Origin of the sequence: Novosphingobium acidiphilum DSM 19966 (assembly GCF_000429005.1) — a bacterium.
In the GTDB taxonomy this organism is placed as follows: Bacteria; Pseudomonadota; Alphaproteobacteria; order Sphingomonadales; family Sphingomonadaceae; genus Novosphingobium; species Novosphingobium acidiphilum.
Genome location: NZ_AUBA01000004.1, coordinates 116,869 through 132,604, shown reverse-complemented (window position 1 = coordinate 132,604; position 15,736 = coordinate 116,869). Strand labels below are relative to the sequence as shown.

Genomic DNA, 15,736 nt, shown 5'->3' with positions numbered 1-15,736 from the left:
ATCAATCCTTCAGGCGAAAAGAGCCAAGCCCGCCGCCGTAGGAAACGGTCGGCGCGGTTGCGCTCGGAGCGGGTGGCGGAACGATCGGCGCTGTGACCACGGCAGGGGGGGAAAGATTGGCTGTGCCCCCGGTGCAGCCCGAAAATGCCGCGCAACCGGTCGTATCGGCATTGATCGTGATCGTGTTCGGATCGATGACCGACACCACCTGCCAGGTCCTGAAATTCAGGACCGCGCCCATGCCGCCGGCCACGCCGTCGATATAGACAAGGTCACCCGCGGCATAGCCGTGGAAGGCAATCGACACTTGCGCATTTACGGCATTCGAGACGGCGGTGATCGGTTGTTCGGTCTCCAGCACCCGCCCGCCAAGCACGCATGGCGCCATATAGCCCTGGCCCATTTCCAGCACGTAGGTCTGGGTCATGGAAAACTGGAACGGGATCAGCCGGGTCGGTGTCGCCGGGTTGATTACCTCTGCGACCAGGCGCGTGCCCGGCCGCTTGGTCACACCGCCATACTTCATCACGATCACATTGCGCGCCTGGCGCAGGCCGGCCTGCCAGGCATCGACGTCGAACCGGCCGTAGAGTTCAGGCGCCAGTTCACCCTTGCTGAAATTGACCTGGGGAATGCGCGTGGTCACAGGTCGCTCCCGATACCGGAGCGGGCAAAGGCCGCATCGCTGACATAGGTTGCCGGGCGCCTGACCCGCTGGTTGTAATCGTCGGCAATCGCGCGGGCGCGCGCCAATTCTGCGGCTGCGCCAAGTTCGCGTGCAAGGGCCGTGTCCTTGCGGATCGGCACTGCCACCCGTGCCGCAAGTTCGAGCGCAAAAGCGCGGCGAGCCAGCGGGGGCAGCACGGTGATGTCGGTCATCGTGGCGACAAACACCAATGTGGCCGACCACACATTGCAATAGATCAGCCCGCCTTCGACCAGAAAGGCAAGCGGGATCGCATCCTGGACCGGAAACGGGAACGGACCGGCGTGTGGCAGATGGCAGGCGGTGTCCTGTTCCGCGCGGATCGCCAATGCTCGGGCACAATTGCCCGGCATGACATAGGCATGGGTCCATTCCGCAGACCGGTCATTGGTCGTTTCGGTCAGCACTGTGCGTGTGACGGCCCAGCTCCAGTCCGACCACTGCGCAAATTCGGACAGCAACGGCGCGGCAAAGCGGCTGACTTCGCGCGCCTCGATCGAATTGTCCGCGACGCTGGTAATCGGGCCGGCGGCAATTTCTGCCAGGGCCATGTTGCAGATGTCGTCAAGCGTTGCCATGCCGGTAAGTCCTGTCAAAGCGGCCTTGCAGATCGTCGTCCTGCATCGTCGCGGTGCGATAGCCCCGCGTGCGGGGCGCCGGCGTGGCCGGCGGCCCGCATCGTTTTCAGGACCGGGTCATCTGCCCGACCCGGCCGGCTTGCGCGGCGGCGCAACAACCGCGGCGGCTGGCGGGTCGATCAGTATCCACGCCAGACCGGGCGGTTCGTCGCTGGTGAACACCTCGTCAGTGTCGACCATCCGCCCCAGACTGTTGAGATAGATCGGTTCACGCGCGCGATAGCTTGGCATCAGGCTCCGCCGCAGCTGGCGTTGCTCTGGCGGTTGGCGACAATCGCCGCATTGATGGTGCCTGCGGTTGCGGTGCCGACCACGGTGTAAAACAGCTGCAGATAGCGGCAGTTGGCTTCCTGAATAACCTTGGGCACATGGAACTGGAAACCGGCCACCAGCTGCGCAGCCGGAACCGGCGCGCCGGTGTCGACCGAGGTCCACGTCACGCCATCGGACGAGGTCTGCACCGAAACCTGCAACGAGGTCAGCCCGGTAAAAGTCGCAGCCACCGAAACCGACAGATCGATCGGCTCGCCATGGCCGACGTTGCGCACCAAGGGCACCGTCGCACCAAACGGTATGCCGGTTGCGCCAAGGTCGAGCGCATTGGTCGACGGAGCCGAAGTGGTTACCGCCTGCAGGTTGCTGAAAACAAGCGAAGTGTCGATGATCATGAAGGAATATCCTTGTTCACCAGCCGCCGGGGCAAACACGATTGCCCTTGCCCCGGACAGTCCTGGCTGAAAATTGAACCAAGCCGAATGGCGCCCTTGGCTTACGAAACCAGCGTTTCGGTGCTGAGCAGGGCGTCGGTTTCGCGGATCGGCATGCCGCGCCAGGTCATCACTTCTTCGCCCTGGATTTCCATCGGGGTCAGACGAACGAAGTTGTCCACGCCGCTGCGACCGTTGGTGCCTTCCGCGTCCAATGCTTCGAGCAGGGTGCGGTTCATGTAGATCACGGTGCGGCCGGGGCTGATCTGGCCATCGGCCTCCATGCGGTACGCGCGCCGACCGTGCAGGCGGTAATAGGCATGACGCATCAGGGGGTTGAGCGCGACCGACCCGCTGATCACGCCGGGCACGTCGATATTGGCAATCCGCGCGTTGTACCGCCAGTCCTTGACGCACAGGCCTACATGCTGGGTAAATTTTTCTTCCTTTACGTAGAACGGGTTGCCATTGGGATCGAGCACCCGTTGCCGGCCCATATCCTCGCGCTGCACACCGCCTGGAATGGTGTCCGGCACGATCACCGACGTCTGCATGTCGCCATGGGTGACGAACCAGATCGAGGTGTTGTTCGATCCGGCGGCGCCGGCGTTGATCACATTGGGGTTCTGTTGCGAATTGAACCGGGGCCCAAGACCATGGAACTGTTTGCCGTTTACCTTGACGTCAGAATACCAGATTGCGCTTTCGATCGTCTGCGCGATTGCTTCCAGAAAGCCCTGACCTTCGACCAGCCGCAGCTTTGCCGCCTCGGCCGGTTTCAGATTGAGCAGGCGTTCATCGACGCTCGACAGGCCTTCCACAAAGCCGGTGGTGTCCTTCACTTCGGTGTAGTTGCCCTTTGACTGGGCAATCCCCTGGTACAGCGCGCCCCACGATACCGACGGCAGCCCTGTGCGGATCGATGAACGGTGCTCGGTCCCGCTGTTGCAGTTGACGACATTGGCGTCCTTCATGAACGGCGTCAGCTGGGTCAGCGCTTCGACCACATCGCCGATGCCGTCGCTGCCGGCTTTCAGAACGTCGATCAGGTTCCAGTATGAACTGCCAAGAATGGCCATAAGCTTGGTCTCCTATGGGGAAATCCCGCAAGAACGGCGGGCAGGGGGGATGCCGGCGGGAAAACTGCGGGCGCGATGCGGCCGGCATCATGCGCTCATTGTGGCATCGGCGGCATTTGGGCCGTCGATGAACCGGTCAGCGTGTTTCGTCGGGGTACAGCCGTTCCCACACCGGTCGATTGCGGCTGGCCGCGGTCAGCGGGCGGACAAAACTGCCGTCTTCGCCCAGCAGTTCGCCCAGGCGGCGAAACGCGCGAAGCAGGTCGGGATGGTTGCCAAACCCGCTGTCGTTCAGCGCCTGGCGAAACGGATGACCTTGCAAATAGCCCAGCGCATCCAGCGCCTTGGCGGCAAAATGCTCGGTTTCGCCACGGTGTGCGCCGCCGATTTCCGGATCGGCGACAAATGCATCGTGCCAGGTCTTTTTCTGCGCGGCCGCGGCATCTTCGATTTGCCGCACAAGGCTTTCCTGCGTGCGCGCCATGATGTCGCGCGCCACGGGCAGCAGCTTGTTCGCGGCAGCGTTGGTCAGGCCGATATCGCGCAACACGGGATCGGCATTCTGCACCAGCGAGGGGTCGATGGTGAACCCGTCCAGCGCCAGGTCGTAGCGTTCCGGTGCAACCACCGGGGGCGGCACATTGCCCGGCACAGCCAGCTCGGGTGCCGCTACGGCCTCGCCCGGCGCGGATGGCTCAGCCTCCACGGGGGAGCTCGTCATAGCGGGCGTTGTCGTGCAAACGGCTTCGCTCACGGGTGATGTCCTTGTTGTTAAGCGCCTCGCTCAGGCTGAGGCTCAGGGTGGTAAGGCCGTCGGGATCGGCGCCGCGGACAGCTTCGCTTTGGCCTGCATGGATCATTCTCAGCAGGTCGAACCCCAGTGCCCGGCGGCCTTCCAGATGGCCCAGGTCGCGGCCCGGTGCCGTGCTGGCCGAAACGCTGTGCCCCAGGATTCCCGCGTTTTGGATCGCGGCAAACAGAAACCGACGAAATTCGGCACGCGACAGCAGAAATTCGGCATCTTTCGCGTCAAACGCCATGCACAACGCCTTTTCAGATGATGGCGGATCAGCCCGGCGGCAGCATCCGTGCGAGCAGGCTGTCACCATTGCCGACATCGGTGGCGGCCAACAGGCGCGCGGCGTCGGCCGCGGCCTTCATTGCGGGCATGGCCGCCAGCGTCTGGGCGGTTTGTGCCTGCGCCGTACGCGCCTTGCGCAATGCGGCAACTTCGCGCGCCGGGCGGATCAGCCGGGCAGGGGCCCCGGCGCGATAGCCGTATTCATCGACCGCCTCGTCAAAGTCGATCTTGTCGAGCGCGTCGGGATGGACCGCGGCCAGATTGCCCACAAAGCCCACCACGCGTTCGATCTGACCCAGCCCCACCATGCGCTGCATCTGTTGCAGGATCGACACGAATTCGACGTTCAACGGCTTTTCCGACAAAGCCGCGGGGACTGGCGGGAGCATGCCGCCGCGTTGCAGAATGCCAAACGCGCGTTCGATCGCGACTTGCAGCTTTTCGTTGGCCACGCGCTCGATCACCGGGCCAAGCTGGGTCAGCTTTTCCTCGTTGCGCGCGGCGATCTCCTCCACCGTGCGCGGCTGTATGCCTGCCATGTTCGTTATCGCGTTGAACAGGTCGGCAAAGGCCAGTGAATCGATCTGCCGGCGGCACTTGTCCATTTCCTCGCCGATCGCTTCCACCGCCTGGTACGGCATCTGATAGGGAATAAAGATCTGGTCGCGGTCCACGCCCGCGGCCGCAACCACGCGGCCCGGTTCGCCGGTCAGGCGCACATTGGGCGGCGCGATCTTTTCGGGTTTGACCATCTGGTCGATCGCTTCGTTGCGCCGCTTGGCCTGCATCTGCAACTCGCGCAGGGCGGGCAGCGCCTCCATCCCGGGCGAAACGCCATACGTGTCGCCACCGACCACATCCCAGCGCGGCGCCCAGAACGGTTGTTCCTGATAACCAGCGACGCGCAGCAGCGTGTCCGAACGGTCGGCGCAGTCCCAGTAAACCGACCGCCATGGCTTGGCGCCGAATTGCGTGGGGCTGTAATCGGGATCAGGCTCGATCGCATGATAGATTTCGACCGGCGCGTCATACTGGCTGCGGTCATAGAGCGATCGGATCACCGGCGCACAGGCATCGCCAAAGGTGTCGATCGCCTGCTTTACGCTCATCGGGCACACCCGGTACAACGTGTCGGGCATCAGGGCATCGGACAGCCCGATCCAGTATTCGCCAAACGTCAGCGCGTGGCACACCGCGCCTGCCACGCGATGTTCGACCATCACGCAGCCTTCCGTGCCGAACAGCCCCATCTCGCCATAGCCCGATTTCGCCGCCGAATAGAAATTGGTCGACGCAAAAAAGGCGTAAAGCCGGCGTTCCACATCCGACAGCCAGGCGCGCACGCCATTGGCCTCCATCAGTGCGGCATCGGCCAGATTGAGCGTGAACCAGGGCCGCGACGCGCTGGACAATCCGCTGGTCATGCCATTGGTCAGCGTGCGGAAAGCTTCGATGCCGTGCGGATCGAACAGCGTGCGGTTCCACATGCGGCGGCGGCCGCCATTGTGGTCTTTTGCCCCGCGGACAAAGCGCGATCGCGCGGGTTGGGCAAAACGGGCGATCTGTTCGGCTTCGGCTTCGTAATCGGTTCGCACCGATTTCATCAGCGCCAGACGCGTTTCGAAATGGGTGCGAAGGGTGTCATTGCCATGCATCGGGTGCATCGCTCCTTCAGCCCAGTGTGGGCTTGGAAACGGACGGGGTGCCCAGCACGCCCTGCGGCCCGGTGACCATTCCGGCCAGCACGGTGCGTTGCCACGCCTGCGGATCAGACACAGTGACCGGCGCGCCGTGATCGGGCAATTGCATGGGTTGGCGAACCGGGACAGTCGGGATCGTCGGGGTGCTGCACATGCTGGCCTCCTGTGGTTGACGAAATCGGCTTACGCGGGTGGTTTGCGACATTGGATCGCGGTTGCCGCGATTTCGTGCTCAGTCCAGCTCGGTATAGCGGCTGCGTTCGCGCTGCACGGCGACGCGATCCGGGTCCATCCAGTTGGGCAGACGGCGCGGCAACACCGCTTCGGCAAACGTGCAGGCCAGCGCATCGGCCCAGTCGGGGCTGGGCAGGCCGCGCCGCTTCATATCGGCCTTTCGCTCCAACCGGATGCGCGTGTCATCGGCGGCAAAGCCATAAGTCGGTCCGCCCAGGTCATCGCGCAGGCGCGGAGCATCCGGGATTGCCCCACGCCGAAGCCAAGCGCGCATCCGCGTCCAGATCTCGGCGCGCTTGTTTGCGGTGTGCACGGCAACGCCAGGCTCCAGGTCGGCATCGCGGCCTTCTCCGCCGAACCACACTTCGATCACCGGCAGATCGCCCACCAGCTGGCGCAGGCGGTCGACGATCGCTGCGCCGATATTGCCGGCATCGACCATGATCGCATCGGGCTGCCATTTCATGGTGGCCAGCGCGATATCGCCCGCCAGGCTCATGGCATCGGCCCCGCGCCACGATTGCCACGGCCGTGATCGTGCATCATTGCCGCAGCGTATCGCCAGCACGCTTTCATCATCGCCATAGCGTGCACAATCGACGCCGAAGATTACCGGCTCGCCCCCGGCCAATATCGGAATATCGCGGGCCTGCGCCGCGGCGATTTCGTGCTGACCGATGAATTGCATGGCGTTGGCCGAGGGGAACTGACCCAGCACGCGCACCCGGGCAATGTCGGAATCGGCACCAAAGGTGCGCACCAGTTCGTCGAGATAGGCCTTGTTGGTGCCCTCTACTTCGCGTGCATCGATCTGCGCTGTGCGCCACAGCGCACGATGCCGGCCAAAACATTCGCGAAATGCGCCGGTGGCATGGGTCGGGTTGCCGAATGCCAGCCAGATGATTTCGGTATCGGCATCGGTCAGCGCGCCCAGCGCAACCTCCCAGACTTTGTCGGCAATGCCCGAAGCTTCGTCGAACACCAGCACGATGCGTTTGCCCATATTGTGCAGCCCGGCAAAGGCCTCGGTGTTGGCCTCGCTCCAGGTCACCAGATCGCAACGCCACGATTTTTCGCGCCCTTCCATGGTCGACATCATCGCCGTGGCACTGCTCCGGAACCAGGACGAGGTCAGCGCCATGCGGCTCCATTTGGCCAACTCCGGCGCGGTTTTGGTGCGCAGCTGCGCCTCGGTGTTGGCGGTGACGATCACGCGGGTGTCGGGGCAGGTGTCCAGCGCCCATTTGACCAGCATGCCGATCAGCGCCGATTTGCCAATGCCGTGGCCCGATGCGCGCGCAATGCGCAATGGCTGGAACCGGGCGGCCGGGTTGGACAGATGATCGCGTATCTCGGTCATCACCGCGCACTGCCAAACGCGCGGCCCGGCCATCCCGGCCAGATCTCCTTCGCCCCAGGCAAACGCATACAGCGCATAGCCCAGCGGATCGGTGGTGAAGGCACCGATATCGCCAGCCAACGCCAGCGCCGGATCGACGTCACTCAGGGCCGTGCCCGATCGATGCATCGCATGTCCCCGCATTTGCCCCGGTATCGCAGGCACGCTTGGCGTGGCCATGCACGCGCTGACGGGCGCGTTGGATCGCGGCAACCGGATCAAGTGTCCCGGACAGTTCGAAATCCTGCCGGGGTTTGCCCCAGGCACGATCCAGCACGGCATTGGCCGCGCTGACCCGCGCGGTGGCCGGCGCATCGGCATTGCCCATGATTGTCACCAGCGTGGCTAACGCCTCGGCAGTATGGGTGCGGGCCATTGCCGCGTCTGTTCGCCCCGACGCGGTCAACCCGGGCTTTGCCGGCTCAGCGCGCGGCATAAGGTTTGCGATCGCTTGGCAGTCCCAGCCCGGTTGCCGTACGCGCCCCGCGGCGGACCAGTGGACGATCAGCGTGCATCGACGGGTGGCGCGCGGTGTGTTTTCCCGTGGCAACGATTTCAACCAGGCGAAACCGCTGAAACCTGCTGACCCGGATCAGGCCGCGGCGTTCCAGATTGCGTACCAGTTTGGGCCCCATAGAGGTGGAGTTGAACCCCGTCGCCACTTCCAGGTCGATGTTGACCGGGCAGGGCTGGTCATGCTCGGCAGCGTGGTTGATCAACCGATAGGCAATCCGTTCGGCCGGGGCCAGATCGGCCGCACGGACATGCGGTGGCATCGGCAGGGGCACGCGGTCGGACGGCGTGTTGTCATCCCAAAACGCATCGAGACAGTCGCGGATGGCTTTCATCGGTTGGTCAAACTCCGCAGTGCAGACTAGGGCGATACAAAGGGCGGTGGGGGCGCCAGATCGACGCACCCACCGCCCAGGCTGCGCCTGCGCCGTCAGGGGAACGGTCGCGCGCAATGCAGGCCGGGGCGTTGGCCGTGCCACGGGCAGGGCCATGCCACTGCGTTATCGACACCGTCGCCAGAGGGGAGGAAGCGGGGCGACTCGGTGGATTGGCCTGCATCGCGCCGCTCTATCGAAAAATCAGATAATCAGATAGGAAAACCACCCCGAAAATGGATATAATTTACTTTTCGGATGTGACTTAATCTGATATTACGTTGCCACACCCATTCATAAAGGACGCGCCATGCGTGCTTTCGATGCCATGCTCGTGCGCCGGACAATGAAGGCGCACCACATCAGCCAGGCCCGCCTGGCGGCCGCGCTGGGGTTTCCCGGCCAATCGGCCATATCCGCGCTGTTGTCGGGGAAACGGCGCGTCACCGTCGATGAGGCTGCTGCAATCTATGCGCTGCTGGGACTGGACACGGCGGCACGACCCGTTGCGGCGCCGGAAAAAACGTCGGCACGCCTGCGCGATGGCGCGACAGCGGGCTCGATGCCGGACTATGGCGTTGTTCCGGTGATCGGCATCGCCGGAGCAGGGCGCTGGCGCGAAGCAGTCGAAGTGCCGCTTGGCCATATACCTGTGCCGGCGCGCCTGGCGGGTGGCAGCGTATTCGGTATCGAGGTCGACGGTGATTCGATGGATCTGTTGATCGACGATGGCGGACTGATCCTGGTCGATCCAGGTCTCAAGGAACTGGCGCCAGGCGGAGTCTACCTGATCGCCAACAGCCGTGGAGAGGCAACGGTCAAGCGATACCGGCGCGACCCGGCCCGGTTTGAGCCCTGTTCGAGCAACCCGCTCCACCAGCCCTTTCTGATATGTGACGATGACTTTTCAGTGCTCGGCAAAGTCGTCTGGAAAAGCGCGCCGGTAGCCTGAGGTCCGGCACTGCCGAAAAACGGGTTGTGTGCGATTGAAATAATCCGATTTTCGGATAATTTGTCAGTCTCGCTGTTCTGGCAAGGACACACCTGCACCATGTCTGCCACGCGTCCATCATGGCCATGCAGGCTGTGGCACCATGCCGCTGCAGCGCAGCGGTTGCTTGCCGATCTTGGCCCGGCCGATGTGCGGCTGACCTTGCGGCGCGGCTGCCCTGGCGATGATCGGCTGGAATGGCATCCCGACAGCGACCACGGTGCTGCGGTTTTTGCAGCACTTGAGCAACTGCGCGGGCGGGCCGTGGGGCCGGCGTTTGCTATGGCGCGCGACGATTGCGCGCGCGTCGCGGCGCTTGACCGGGCTCAGCGGGCCCCGACGGTCGGCGCAGTTGTTGCCACCCGTTTCCCCGATCCGGCGCGCTGGCTTGGCTTCGACGCTGTCGAGGCAACCCGGCGGTTCCGCGCGCATTGGTCCTGAGGCTTGTACGCGGCTGCTCGCCTGTCACCATCCGAAGCGGCTCAGGCGCGTCGCAGTTCGCGTATCCGCGCGTCTTCCTGTGCCTGCGTAATGGCCGCCAGCGAGGCCGGCCGTCCGGTCAGATAGCCCTGGAATTCATGACAGCCGGCGGCGATCAGCAGCGCCTTTTGCGCCTCGGTCTCGACACCTTCGGCGATCACCCCCAGGTGAAAGCTGCGTGCCAGTTTGACGATCGCCCCGACCAGGGTCTCGGCCTCGTTGCTCTGCCCCAGGTCTGCGACAAAACTGCGATCGATCTTGATCTTGTCCACGCGAAACCGGTGCAACAGCCGAAGCGAGGAATACCCTGTGCCAAAGTCGTCAAGCACGATGGCAAAGCCAAGACGCTTCAGGGCGGAAAAGTTCTCCGACGTTGTCAGCGAATCGGTCAGCAGCGCAGTTTCGGTCAGTTCGATGTCGTAACGGGCCGGATCGATCCCCGCCGCCGCCGCAATCTGGATCAAGCGTGCCGCAAATCCGGGGGCACGCATCTGGATCGCGGATACGTTGATGGCCACCCGCACGCCGCGCCAGTCACGCGACTGGGCAAAGACCCTGCGCAGCACAAATTCGCCAATGCCCAATATCAAACCGCATTCCTCGGCCAGCGGAATGAATGTCGCGGGGGAAATCGCGCCCATTTCGGGGTCATCCCACCGCAGCAGCGCCTCGTAGGCGCAGATCGTGCCCGCCGCATCGACTTGCGGCTGATATACCAGGTGAAACGCGCCAAGATCCAAAGCGGTGCGCAATTTGGCCTCAAGCACGCGCCGGGTCTGAAACGCGGCTTCCATTTCCTGTTCGTAAAACGTGATGCACCCGCGCCCGCGGGCTTTTGCCCGGTACAGCGCAAGGTCGGCCTGACGCAACGCCAACGACGGCTCGCGCACGGTGCTGTCGACAACGGTCACGCCGATCGAGCATCCGACGTCCAATCGGCCGAATTCGCTGTCAACGGGCGTCAGCAGCACGCCCAGGCAACGCTGCGCAAGCCCGGCGACCGCTGCATGATCCCGCGCCTGGGCAACCAGCACGAATTCATCGCCGCCCAGCCGCGCGGTAAAGGCACCGGGTTCCGCCCGCGCCAGCATTCTCAGGCGGTCGGCCATCACCTTAAGCAGTTCATCGCCGGCCTGGTGGCCCAGCGTGTCGTTGACCTCCTTGAACCGGTCGAGGTCAATGCACAACATGCCCACCAGCGGATGGTGCAACGACGGCGCGGCCAACAATGCGCGCAACCGCTCGAACAACAACGCGCGGTTGGGCAACAGCGTCAGCGTATCGTGATAGGCCAGATGCCGCGCGCGCATTTCGCTGGCAAGCAATTCGTCAACCACCACCCCGCTGCGGCGCACGATGGTCCACCCCACCAATGCAAGCATGGCGATCGCGGCGATCAACGGCATGACCATGCGATGCAACAAAACGCTGCCCGGCTGTCGCGGGATCCAGCTCAGTGCCGCCACCACGGTCCCGTCGGGCGCGCGCAGGGCGATCGACGTCCGGTCGGTAATCGGGTCAGGCGATGGCAACAGCTTCAGATCATCAAGCAGATAGCGGGCGGCAAAGGCATCCAGCATGGTCCGGTCGACGGGAATGGCGTTGACCGAAACCGTGGCCCGCGGCCCCTTGGGCTGCACCAGACCCAGATCGGGCTGTATCAGACTGGCCATAACGACATAGACCTGGCCATCGACCCTGGCAAAACCATTGGCCTGGATCGGCTTGGTGATCGGGCCTTTGCCTTGTGCATGTGGCTTGATCGGACCGCGGCGCGCCTCGGCTGTGCGAATCGGCACAAGCAATTGCTTTACGATTCTCCGAAAGGGGGCAAAGCTCTCTGCCGGAGCATGCCTGCCCTTGATATAGGCATACGTGACGCGCCCATCGCCATCGACAAAGAAACTGTGGGTGAATCCGTCAAATGTGTACAACTGGTTGCCGAAATCCAGGTCGGCAAAATCCAGGTCCAATGTCCGATCGACTTTGGCTACGGCCTTGTCCCAATCGACTTGCGGTACGACCAGTTCGTTCAACTGGTGCATTTGCTGGTCAAAGCCGCTTTCGACCATGCTCTGTTCGCGGGCTATGGCCGTTTCATCGAACCGGTCGACCAGAAAGACCACCAAAATCACCAGAAGCGCAAGTGCACCCAGTGTCATCGCGGCAATCGGCACCAGCAGTTGCCGTTTGCGCGATTTTTCGATGATGATGGTCTTAAAGTCGAAAATGCGCCCGGTTCCTCTTGAAATCGTCCCTCAATGCAAAATCGCATCTGACCATAGCCTGCTCCGCCTAAGGCTTTGCTAACATTGCACTCACCCCGCAGACCTCGTGTCGTGCGTGGTGAAAAACTGGCAATTGCGATCCGATTGGCCTAATCGCACATCGCCATGGCCAACCGTCCCGATCCGATAGAGTCTCCAGGAACGTTTACGCGCAACGCGGACGACCCCTGGTCGCCGCCCCAGCGCCGGGCCGGCCTGCTGGCGCTGGCTGTCATTGCCGCGCTTGGCCTGTGGACCATGCGGGTGTTCCTGCCCGCAATTGGCTGGGCCATCATTCTGGCGATTTCGTTGTGGCCCTGGCGGCAACGCGCGGTGGCGTTGTGGCCCCGCGGCGCCGATTTTACCTGGCCAGCCTTGTTTACGCTGACGGTGGCGCTGTTTTTCGTGTTGCCATTGGTGATGGTGGCGCATGCGATTTCAATCGATGGCCGCTTTGTGCTGCAATGGGTGGCCGATGTGCGTGCCCATGGTCTGGCGATGCCCGCCTTCGTTCCAGCTCTGCCCGGCGGCGGCGCCATCGCGGGATGGTGGCAGACCAATCTGGCCACGCCCAATGCCTTGGGCAATTGGCATCTGACAGGCGAGTTGGGGCACAATCCGTTCGGTAATGGCCCGCATCTGCTGGGCCTTGTGCTGCACCGGTTTCTGGTGGCGGTATTTCTGCTGCTGATCCTGTTTTTCCTGCTGCGCGATGGTGACCGGGTGGCAAACAGTCTGCGTGTCGGCTGTGAACGTGCATTTGGCGCAGCCGGGGTCAATGTCGCGATGCAGGCCCTGCATGCGGTGCGCGGTTCGGTGAACGGTCTGGTCGTGGTCGGGTTTGGCGAAGGGCTGCTGCTGGGGGTTGTCTATGCCGTGTGCGGCGCGTCGCATCCCGCCCTGCTTGGCGTTTTGACGGGGCTGTTGTCCGCGGTCCCGTTTGGCGCCGTGCTGGCCGCCGCGGCGGCCGCCATATCGCTTGCCGCGGCCGGTCATATGATTGCAGCAGCGGTTGTTGCGGTGTTTTCTGCCGTGGTCATTTTCGTCGCAGACCATTTCGTCCGCCCGGTCATGATCGGAGATGCGACACGTCTGCCCTTTCTGCTGGTGCTGCTCGGCATTCTGGGCGGGATCGAGGCCTGGGGCCTGATCGGACTTGTGGTTGGCCCCGCGCTGGTCGCCGTGCTTATGTTGCTGTGGCGCGAATGGGTCGGGTCGCAAAAAGGTCCGCTCAACCCGCCGTCGGCCTGACTATGGCGCCTGGCGATCCATCAGGAACACAGACAATGCGATTTTCAAGCCTGACCGGTCGTATCCGCAGCAAGGCATCGCAGGCATGGGACCTGCATTTTGAGGCCGTGCGGCAGATGGATGCGGGCGAAGTGGCGCCCGATGCCTATTTGCTGTTGTCGGTCGGCGATCCCGATTTTGATACCCCGCGCGCGATCACCGATGCTGCAATTGCCAGCCTGAATGCAGGCGACACCCACTACACCGGGATGTCGGGCACCACTGAACTGCGCACGATCCTTGCCGAAGACTACGCGGCCCGGATCGGTGCGGCGGTGCTGCCCGATCAGGTTACGGTGGTCGCGGGCGCCCAGAATGCGCTGTTTGCCACGTGTCTTGCCCTGCTCGATCCAGCCGACGAAGTGATCGTTTTCGACCCGATGTATGTCACCTATCGCGACACGCTTGGCGCCTGCGGCGCGCGTCCGGTGGTTGTGCCAACCTGGTCGGAAGACGATTTTCTGCCCCGAACCGAACAGATCGAAGCCGCCATCACGCCCGCCACCCGTGCGATTCTGGTCAACGATCCCAACAACCCCACCGGCGCCGTCATGCCCGAGGCGATCTGGCGTGACATTGCGCGGATCGCGATTGCCAACGACCTGTGGGTGATTGTCGACGAGGTTTACCGTGCGTTGCATTTTCCGGGCATGGCACGGCCATTTACGCTGGCGGCGCTGCCCGGCATGGCCGAACGCACCGTCGTCCTCAACAGCCTGTCCAAATCGCACGCGATGACCGGATGGCGGCTGGGCTGGACCATCGGTCCACCGGCATTTGGCGATCACGCGGCCAAGCTGAACATTGTCATGCTGTACGGCGGGCCAGAATTCATCCAGCGTGCCGCCTGCGTGGCATTGCGCGAAGGTGCTGCGGCCTCGCACGCAATGGCGCAGGCCTATGCGATGCGGGCGCAGATCGTGATCGATACGCTGGGCCAGGCCGCAGGCTTGCGACCGATCGCGCCCCAGGCAGGCATGTTCGTGATGGTCGACGTGCGCCCTTGCGGAGTGTCGGCGCCGGATTTTGCCGACATGCTGTTCAAACAGGCAGGCGTCGTGGTCCTGGCCGGCGATGCCTTCGGCGAACGTGCCGCCGGCCACATCCGCATCGGGCTGGTCCACGAACCGGCCATTTTGCGTGCGGCCTGTGCAACGATCTGCACGCTTGCAGACCAGTTGACGCAACGGGCAACCTGCCCGGCCTGACACTTATTCCGGCGTGGCAGCGCACGAGCGGTTGACCGCCGCAGCAAAGCCTGTAGATGCGCGGTTTCCGGCGTGCCGGGCGGTTAGCTCAGTTGGTAGAGCATCTCGTTTACACCGAGAGGGTCGGCGGTTCGAGCCCGTCACCGCCCACCATTTGATTTTAAAGCGTTTTTTGGCATTTTCGGCTGCTTATTTTTGTCTCGAAATCTCGACCTAGCAATCACATAGCAATCACTGGATGCAATTTGGTGGGCGCATTGCGATGCGTCGACTTCCGATCGTTCCTCCTTGCCTGACCTATATTTCAAACGAATCAGGCAGCACCGCAATCAGCCTTGCCATCAATGTTGATGGTGCAATGCCGATGGCATTGGCGAATGCGATAAATTCGAGAATGTCCATGCGGCGCTCAATCAACTCGATCTTGTTGACGAACGACGGGGGTTTTCCCAACCGCTGCGCCAATTGCCGCTGCGAGACATCTGCCTCAAGCCGCGCCGACCTTAGGGTGTCTATGACGGCCCGATAGTAGGGCGAAGCAACCCATTTGCGATGCATCGCAAATTTCCCAATTCCCATAATCGGGACAGTCCGTATATGCGTGGGGTCGTGTCCCCATTTTGGGGACGCTGGTGGGGCACTCGACGCTTATGCGAGAGAGTGCGCCCGCCTGCCGGTGAGGGGTAGTGAGATGAAATTCAGGTACGCTATCGTTGCGGGGGCAGCGGCGCTTCTCTCCGCTTGTGCGATTGGTTCCATCGAAAATGGGACTGTCATCAGCCAAAGCGACGCTTCAAAGATTGTAATCGGCAAAACCACGAAGCAGGAAATTTTCCTCAACTTTGGCGAACCGACCCGCACCGAACCGGGCGGAAAAGTTGTTTTTTATTCTTGGACAAAAGGCAGTAAGTTCCGTGTTATGGGAATTGGTTCGACCGATGCAAAAGGTAACACTCTCGTGGTCATCTTTGACGATGGCGATGTGGTTAAGGACTACCGTATCACCCGTGGCGCTGCTCAAGCGGTGATGGGTCAATAACTTTTCATTTGAGGGCCCTGTCCTTGGATG

19 protein-coding genes and 1 tRNA gene are annotated in these 15,736 nt (G+C 62.8%); 6 read left to right on the top strand and 14 right to left on the bottom strand.

All coding sequences use genetic code 11. From position 1 onward, the window contains the following. Position 1 precedes the first annotated feature (1 nt). From G404_RS0104825 to G404_RS19760, 12 genes are all read right to left on the bottom strand, one after another. Entirely contained in the window at positions 2–646 is a 645-nt protein-coding gene (locus G404_RS0104825) for a phage tail protein (RefSeq protein WP_028640076.1), read from the bottom strand. After that, complete coding sequence (locus G404_RS0104820; protein ID WP_028640075.1) at positions 643–1,284, bottom strand: phage connector family protein; 642 nt, start codon at positions 1,282–1,284, stop codon at positions 643–645. Before G404_RS0104820 ends, G404_RS0104825 begins: the two co-directional genes overlap by 4 nt. Before the next feature lie 117 nt (positions 1,285–1,401). After that, positions 1,402–1,575, bottom strand: a complete 174-nt coding sequence (locus G404_RS20300) for a hypothetical protein (protein WP_156906195.1) — start codon at positions 1,573–1,575, stop codon at positions 1,402–1,404. Then, the gene (locus G404_RS0104810; protein WP_028640074.1) at positions 1,575–2,012 is read right to left on the bottom strand and encodes a Bbp16 family capsid cement protein; all 438 of its coding nucleotides are present in this window, start codon (positions 2,010–2,012) and stop codon (positions 1,575–1,577) included. The genes G404_RS20300 and G404_RS0104810 overlap by 1 nt, the downstream gene beginning before the upstream one ends. 101 nt (positions 2,013–2,113) lie before the next feature. Continuing rightward, positions 2,114–3,130, bottom strand: coding sequence for a major capsid protein (locus G404_RS0104805; RefSeq protein ID WP_028640073.1), 1,017 nt, complete (start codon positions 3,128–3,130; stop codon positions 2,114–2,116). 136 nt (positions 3,131–3,266) lie between these two features. Further along, complete coding sequence (locus G404_RS18125) at positions 3,267–3,851, bottom strand: hypothetical protein (protein WP_156906194.1); 585 nt, start codon at positions 3,849–3,851, stop codon at positions 3,267–3,269. Next, positions 3,826–4,170 (bottom strand): hypothetical protein, encoded by a 345-nt coding sequence (locus G404_RS0104795; protein ID WP_028640072.1) that lies wholly within the window; start codon positions 4,168–4,170, stop codon positions 3,826–3,828. The genes G404_RS18125 and G404_RS0104795 overlap by 26 nt, the downstream gene beginning before the upstream one ends. A 28-nt stretch (positions 4,171–4,198) precedes the next feature. Further along, positions 4,199–5,866: a portal protein gene (locus G404_RS0104790; RefSeq protein WP_245584394.1), complete on the bottom strand. Its 1,668-nt coding sequence runs from the start codon at positions 5,864–5,866 to the stop codon at positions 4,199–4,201. Between the two features lie 16 nt (positions 5,867–5,882). Then, on the bottom strand, positions 5,883–6,065 hold the full coding sequence (locus G404_RS0104785; protein WP_028640070.1) for a hypothetical protein: 183 nt from the start codon (positions 6,063–6,065) through the stop codon (positions 5,883–5,885). Between the two features lie 78 nt (positions 6,066–6,143). After that, a complete protein-coding gene (locus G404_RS18120; RefSeq protein WP_245584393.1) occupies positions 6,144–7,688 on the bottom strand; it encodes a terminase in 1,545 nt (514 codons plus the stop codon). Further along, on the bottom strand, positions 7,645–7,920 hold the full coding sequence (locus tag G404_RS18115) for a hypothetical protein (protein WP_211230733.1): 276 nt from the start codon (positions 7,918–7,920) through the stop codon (positions 7,645–7,647). The genes G404_RS18120 and G404_RS18115 overlap by 44 nt, the downstream gene beginning before the upstream one ends. 46 nt (positions 7,921–7,966) lie before the next feature. After that, positions 7,967–8,392: a hypothetical protein gene (locus G404_RS19760; RefSeq protein ID WP_051280199.1), complete on the bottom strand. Its 426-nt coding sequence runs from the start codon at positions 8,390–8,392 to the stop codon at positions 7,967–7,969. A gap of 349 nt (positions 8,393–8,741) precedes the next feature. On the opposite strand from G404_RS19760, the gene G404_RS19755 reads away from it, so the two are divergent. Together G404_RS19755 and G404_RS0104760 are read left to right on the top strand one after the other, a co-directional pair. Continuing rightward, entirely contained in the window at positions 8,742–9,383 is a 642-nt protein-coding gene (locus G404_RS19755) for a LexA family protein (RefSeq protein ID WP_028640069.1), read from the top strand. Between the two features lie 99 nt (positions 9,384–9,482). Continuing rightward, positions 9,483–9,863, top strand: coding sequence for a hypothetical protein (locus G404_RS0104760; RefSeq protein WP_156906193.1), 381 nt, complete (start codon positions 9,483–9,485; stop codon positions 9,861–9,863). A gap of 41 nt (positions 9,864–9,904) precedes the next feature. Here the strand turns inward: G404_RS0104760 and G404_RS18100 are convergent, their stop codons facing one another. After that, positions 9,905–12,037 (bottom strand): bifunctional diguanylate cyclase/phosphodiesterase, encoded by a 2,133-nt coding sequence (locus G404_RS18100; RefSeq protein ID WP_169719685.1) that lies wholly within the window; start codon positions 12,035–12,037, stop codon positions 9,905–9,907. A gap of 258 nt (positions 12,038–12,295) precedes the next feature. On the opposite strand from G404_RS18100, the gene G404_RS0104750 reads away from it, so the two are divergent. The 3 genes from G404_RS0104750 to G404_RS0104740 all read left to right on the top strand — a co-directional run bounded on the left by G404_RS0104750 (position 12,296) and on the right by G404_RS0104740 (position 14,820). Continuing rightward, entirely contained in the window at positions 12,296–13,420 is a 1,125-nt protein-coding gene (locus G404_RS0104750) for an AI-2E family transporter (RefSeq protein WP_245584392.1), read from the top strand. Between the two features lie 35 nt (positions 13,421–13,455). After that, the gene (locus tag G404_RS0104745; RefSeq protein ID WP_028640066.1) at positions 13,456–14,667 is read left to right on the top strand and encodes a pyridoxal phosphate-dependent aminotransferase; all 1,212 of its coding nucleotides are present in this window, start codon (positions 13,456–13,458) and stop codon (positions 14,665–14,667) included. A gap of 77 nt (positions 14,668–14,744) precedes the next feature. Beyond that, a tRNA-Val gene (locus G404_RS0104740) sits at positions 14,745–14,820 on the top strand. A 144-nt stretch (positions 14,821–14,964) separates the two neighbouring features. Here the strand turns inward: G404_RS0104740 and G404_RS20035 are convergent. Beyond that, positions 14,965–15,225 carry a helix-turn-helix domain-containing protein gene (locus G404_RS20035; RefSeq protein ID WP_028640065.1) on the bottom strand — a complete coding sequence of 87 codons (261 nt, stop codon included), beginning with the start codon at positions 15,223–15,225 and terminating at the stop codon, positions 14,965–14,967. Between the two features lie 133 nt (positions 15,226–15,358). Between G404_RS20035 and G404_RS0104730 the strand changes: the two genes are divergently transcribed. Further along, positions 15,359–15,706 carry a hypothetical protein gene (locus G404_RS0104730; RefSeq protein WP_156906192.1) on the top strand — a complete coding sequence of 116 codons (348 nt, stop codon included), beginning with the start codon at positions 15,359–15,361 and terminating at the stop codon, positions 15,704–15,706. The last annotated feature ends 30 nt before the right edge of the window (positions 15,707–15,736 follow it).

Coding starts and splice junctions, on each gene's coding strand:
- G404_RS0104820 (WP_028640075.1), bottom strand. CDS start 1,284: ATGGCAACGCTTGACGACATCTGCAACATGGCCCTGGCAGAAATTGCC.
- G404_RS20300 (WP_156906195.1), bottom strand. CDS start 1,575: ATGCCAAGCTATCGCGCGCGTGAACCGATCTATCTCAACAGTCTGGGG.
- G404_RS0104810 (WP_028640074.1), bottom strand. CDS start 2,012: ATGATCATCGACACTTCGCTTGTTTTCAGCAACCTGCAGGCGGTAACC.
- G404_RS0104805 (WP_028640073.1), bottom strand. CDS start 3,130: ATGGCCATTCTTGGCAGTTCATACTGGAACCTGATCGACGTTCTGAAA.
- G404_RS18125 (WP_156906194.1), bottom strand. CDS start 3,851: ATGACGAGCTCCCCCGTGGAGGCTGAGCCATCCGCGCCGGGCGAGGCC.
- G404_RS0104795 (WP_028640072.1), bottom strand. CDS start 4,170: ATGGCGTTTGACGCGAAAGATGCCGAATTTCTGCTGTCGCGTGCCGAA.
- G404_RS0104790 (WP_245584394.1), bottom strand. CDS start 5,866: ATGCATGGCAATGACACCCTTCGCACCCATTTCGAAACGCGTCTGGCG.
- G404_RS0104785 (WP_028640070.1), bottom strand. CDS start 6,065: ATGTGCAGCACCCCGACGATCCCGACTGTCCCGGTTCGCCAACCCATG.
- G404_RS18120 (WP_245584393.1), bottom strand. CDS start 7,688: ATGCGGGGACATGCGATGCATCGATCGGGCACGGCCCTGAGTGACGTC.
- G404_RS18115 (WP_211230733.1), bottom strand. CDS start 7,920: ATGGCCCGCACCCATACTGCCGAGGCGTTAGCCACGCTGGTGACAATC.
- G404_RS19760 (WP_051280199.1), bottom strand. CDS start 8,392: ATGAAAGCCATCCGCGACTGTCTCGATGCGTTTTGGGATGACAACACG.
- G404_RS19755 (WP_028640069.1), top strand. CDS start 8,742: ATGCGTGCTTTCGATGCCATGCTCGTGCGCCGGACAATGAAGGCGCAC.
- G404_RS0104760 (WP_156906193.1), top strand. CDS start 9,483: ATGTCTGCCACGCGTCCATCATGGCCATGCAGGCTGTGGCACCATGCC.
- G404_RS0104750 (WP_245584392.1), top strand. CDS start 12,296: ATGGCCAACCGTCCCGATCCGATAGAGTCTCCAGGAACGTTTACGCGC.
- G404_RS0104745 (WP_028640066.1), top strand. CDS start 13,456: ATGCGATTTTCAAGCCTGACCGGTCGTATCCGCAGCAAGGCATCGCAG.
- G404_RS20035 (WP_028640065.1), bottom strand. CDS start 15,225: ATGCATCGCAAATGGGTTGCTTCGCCCTACTATCGGGCCGTCATAGAC.
- G404_RS0104730 (WP_156906192.1), top strand. CDS start 15,359: ATGAAATTCAGGTACGCTATCGTTGCGGGGGCAGCGGCGCTTCTCTCC.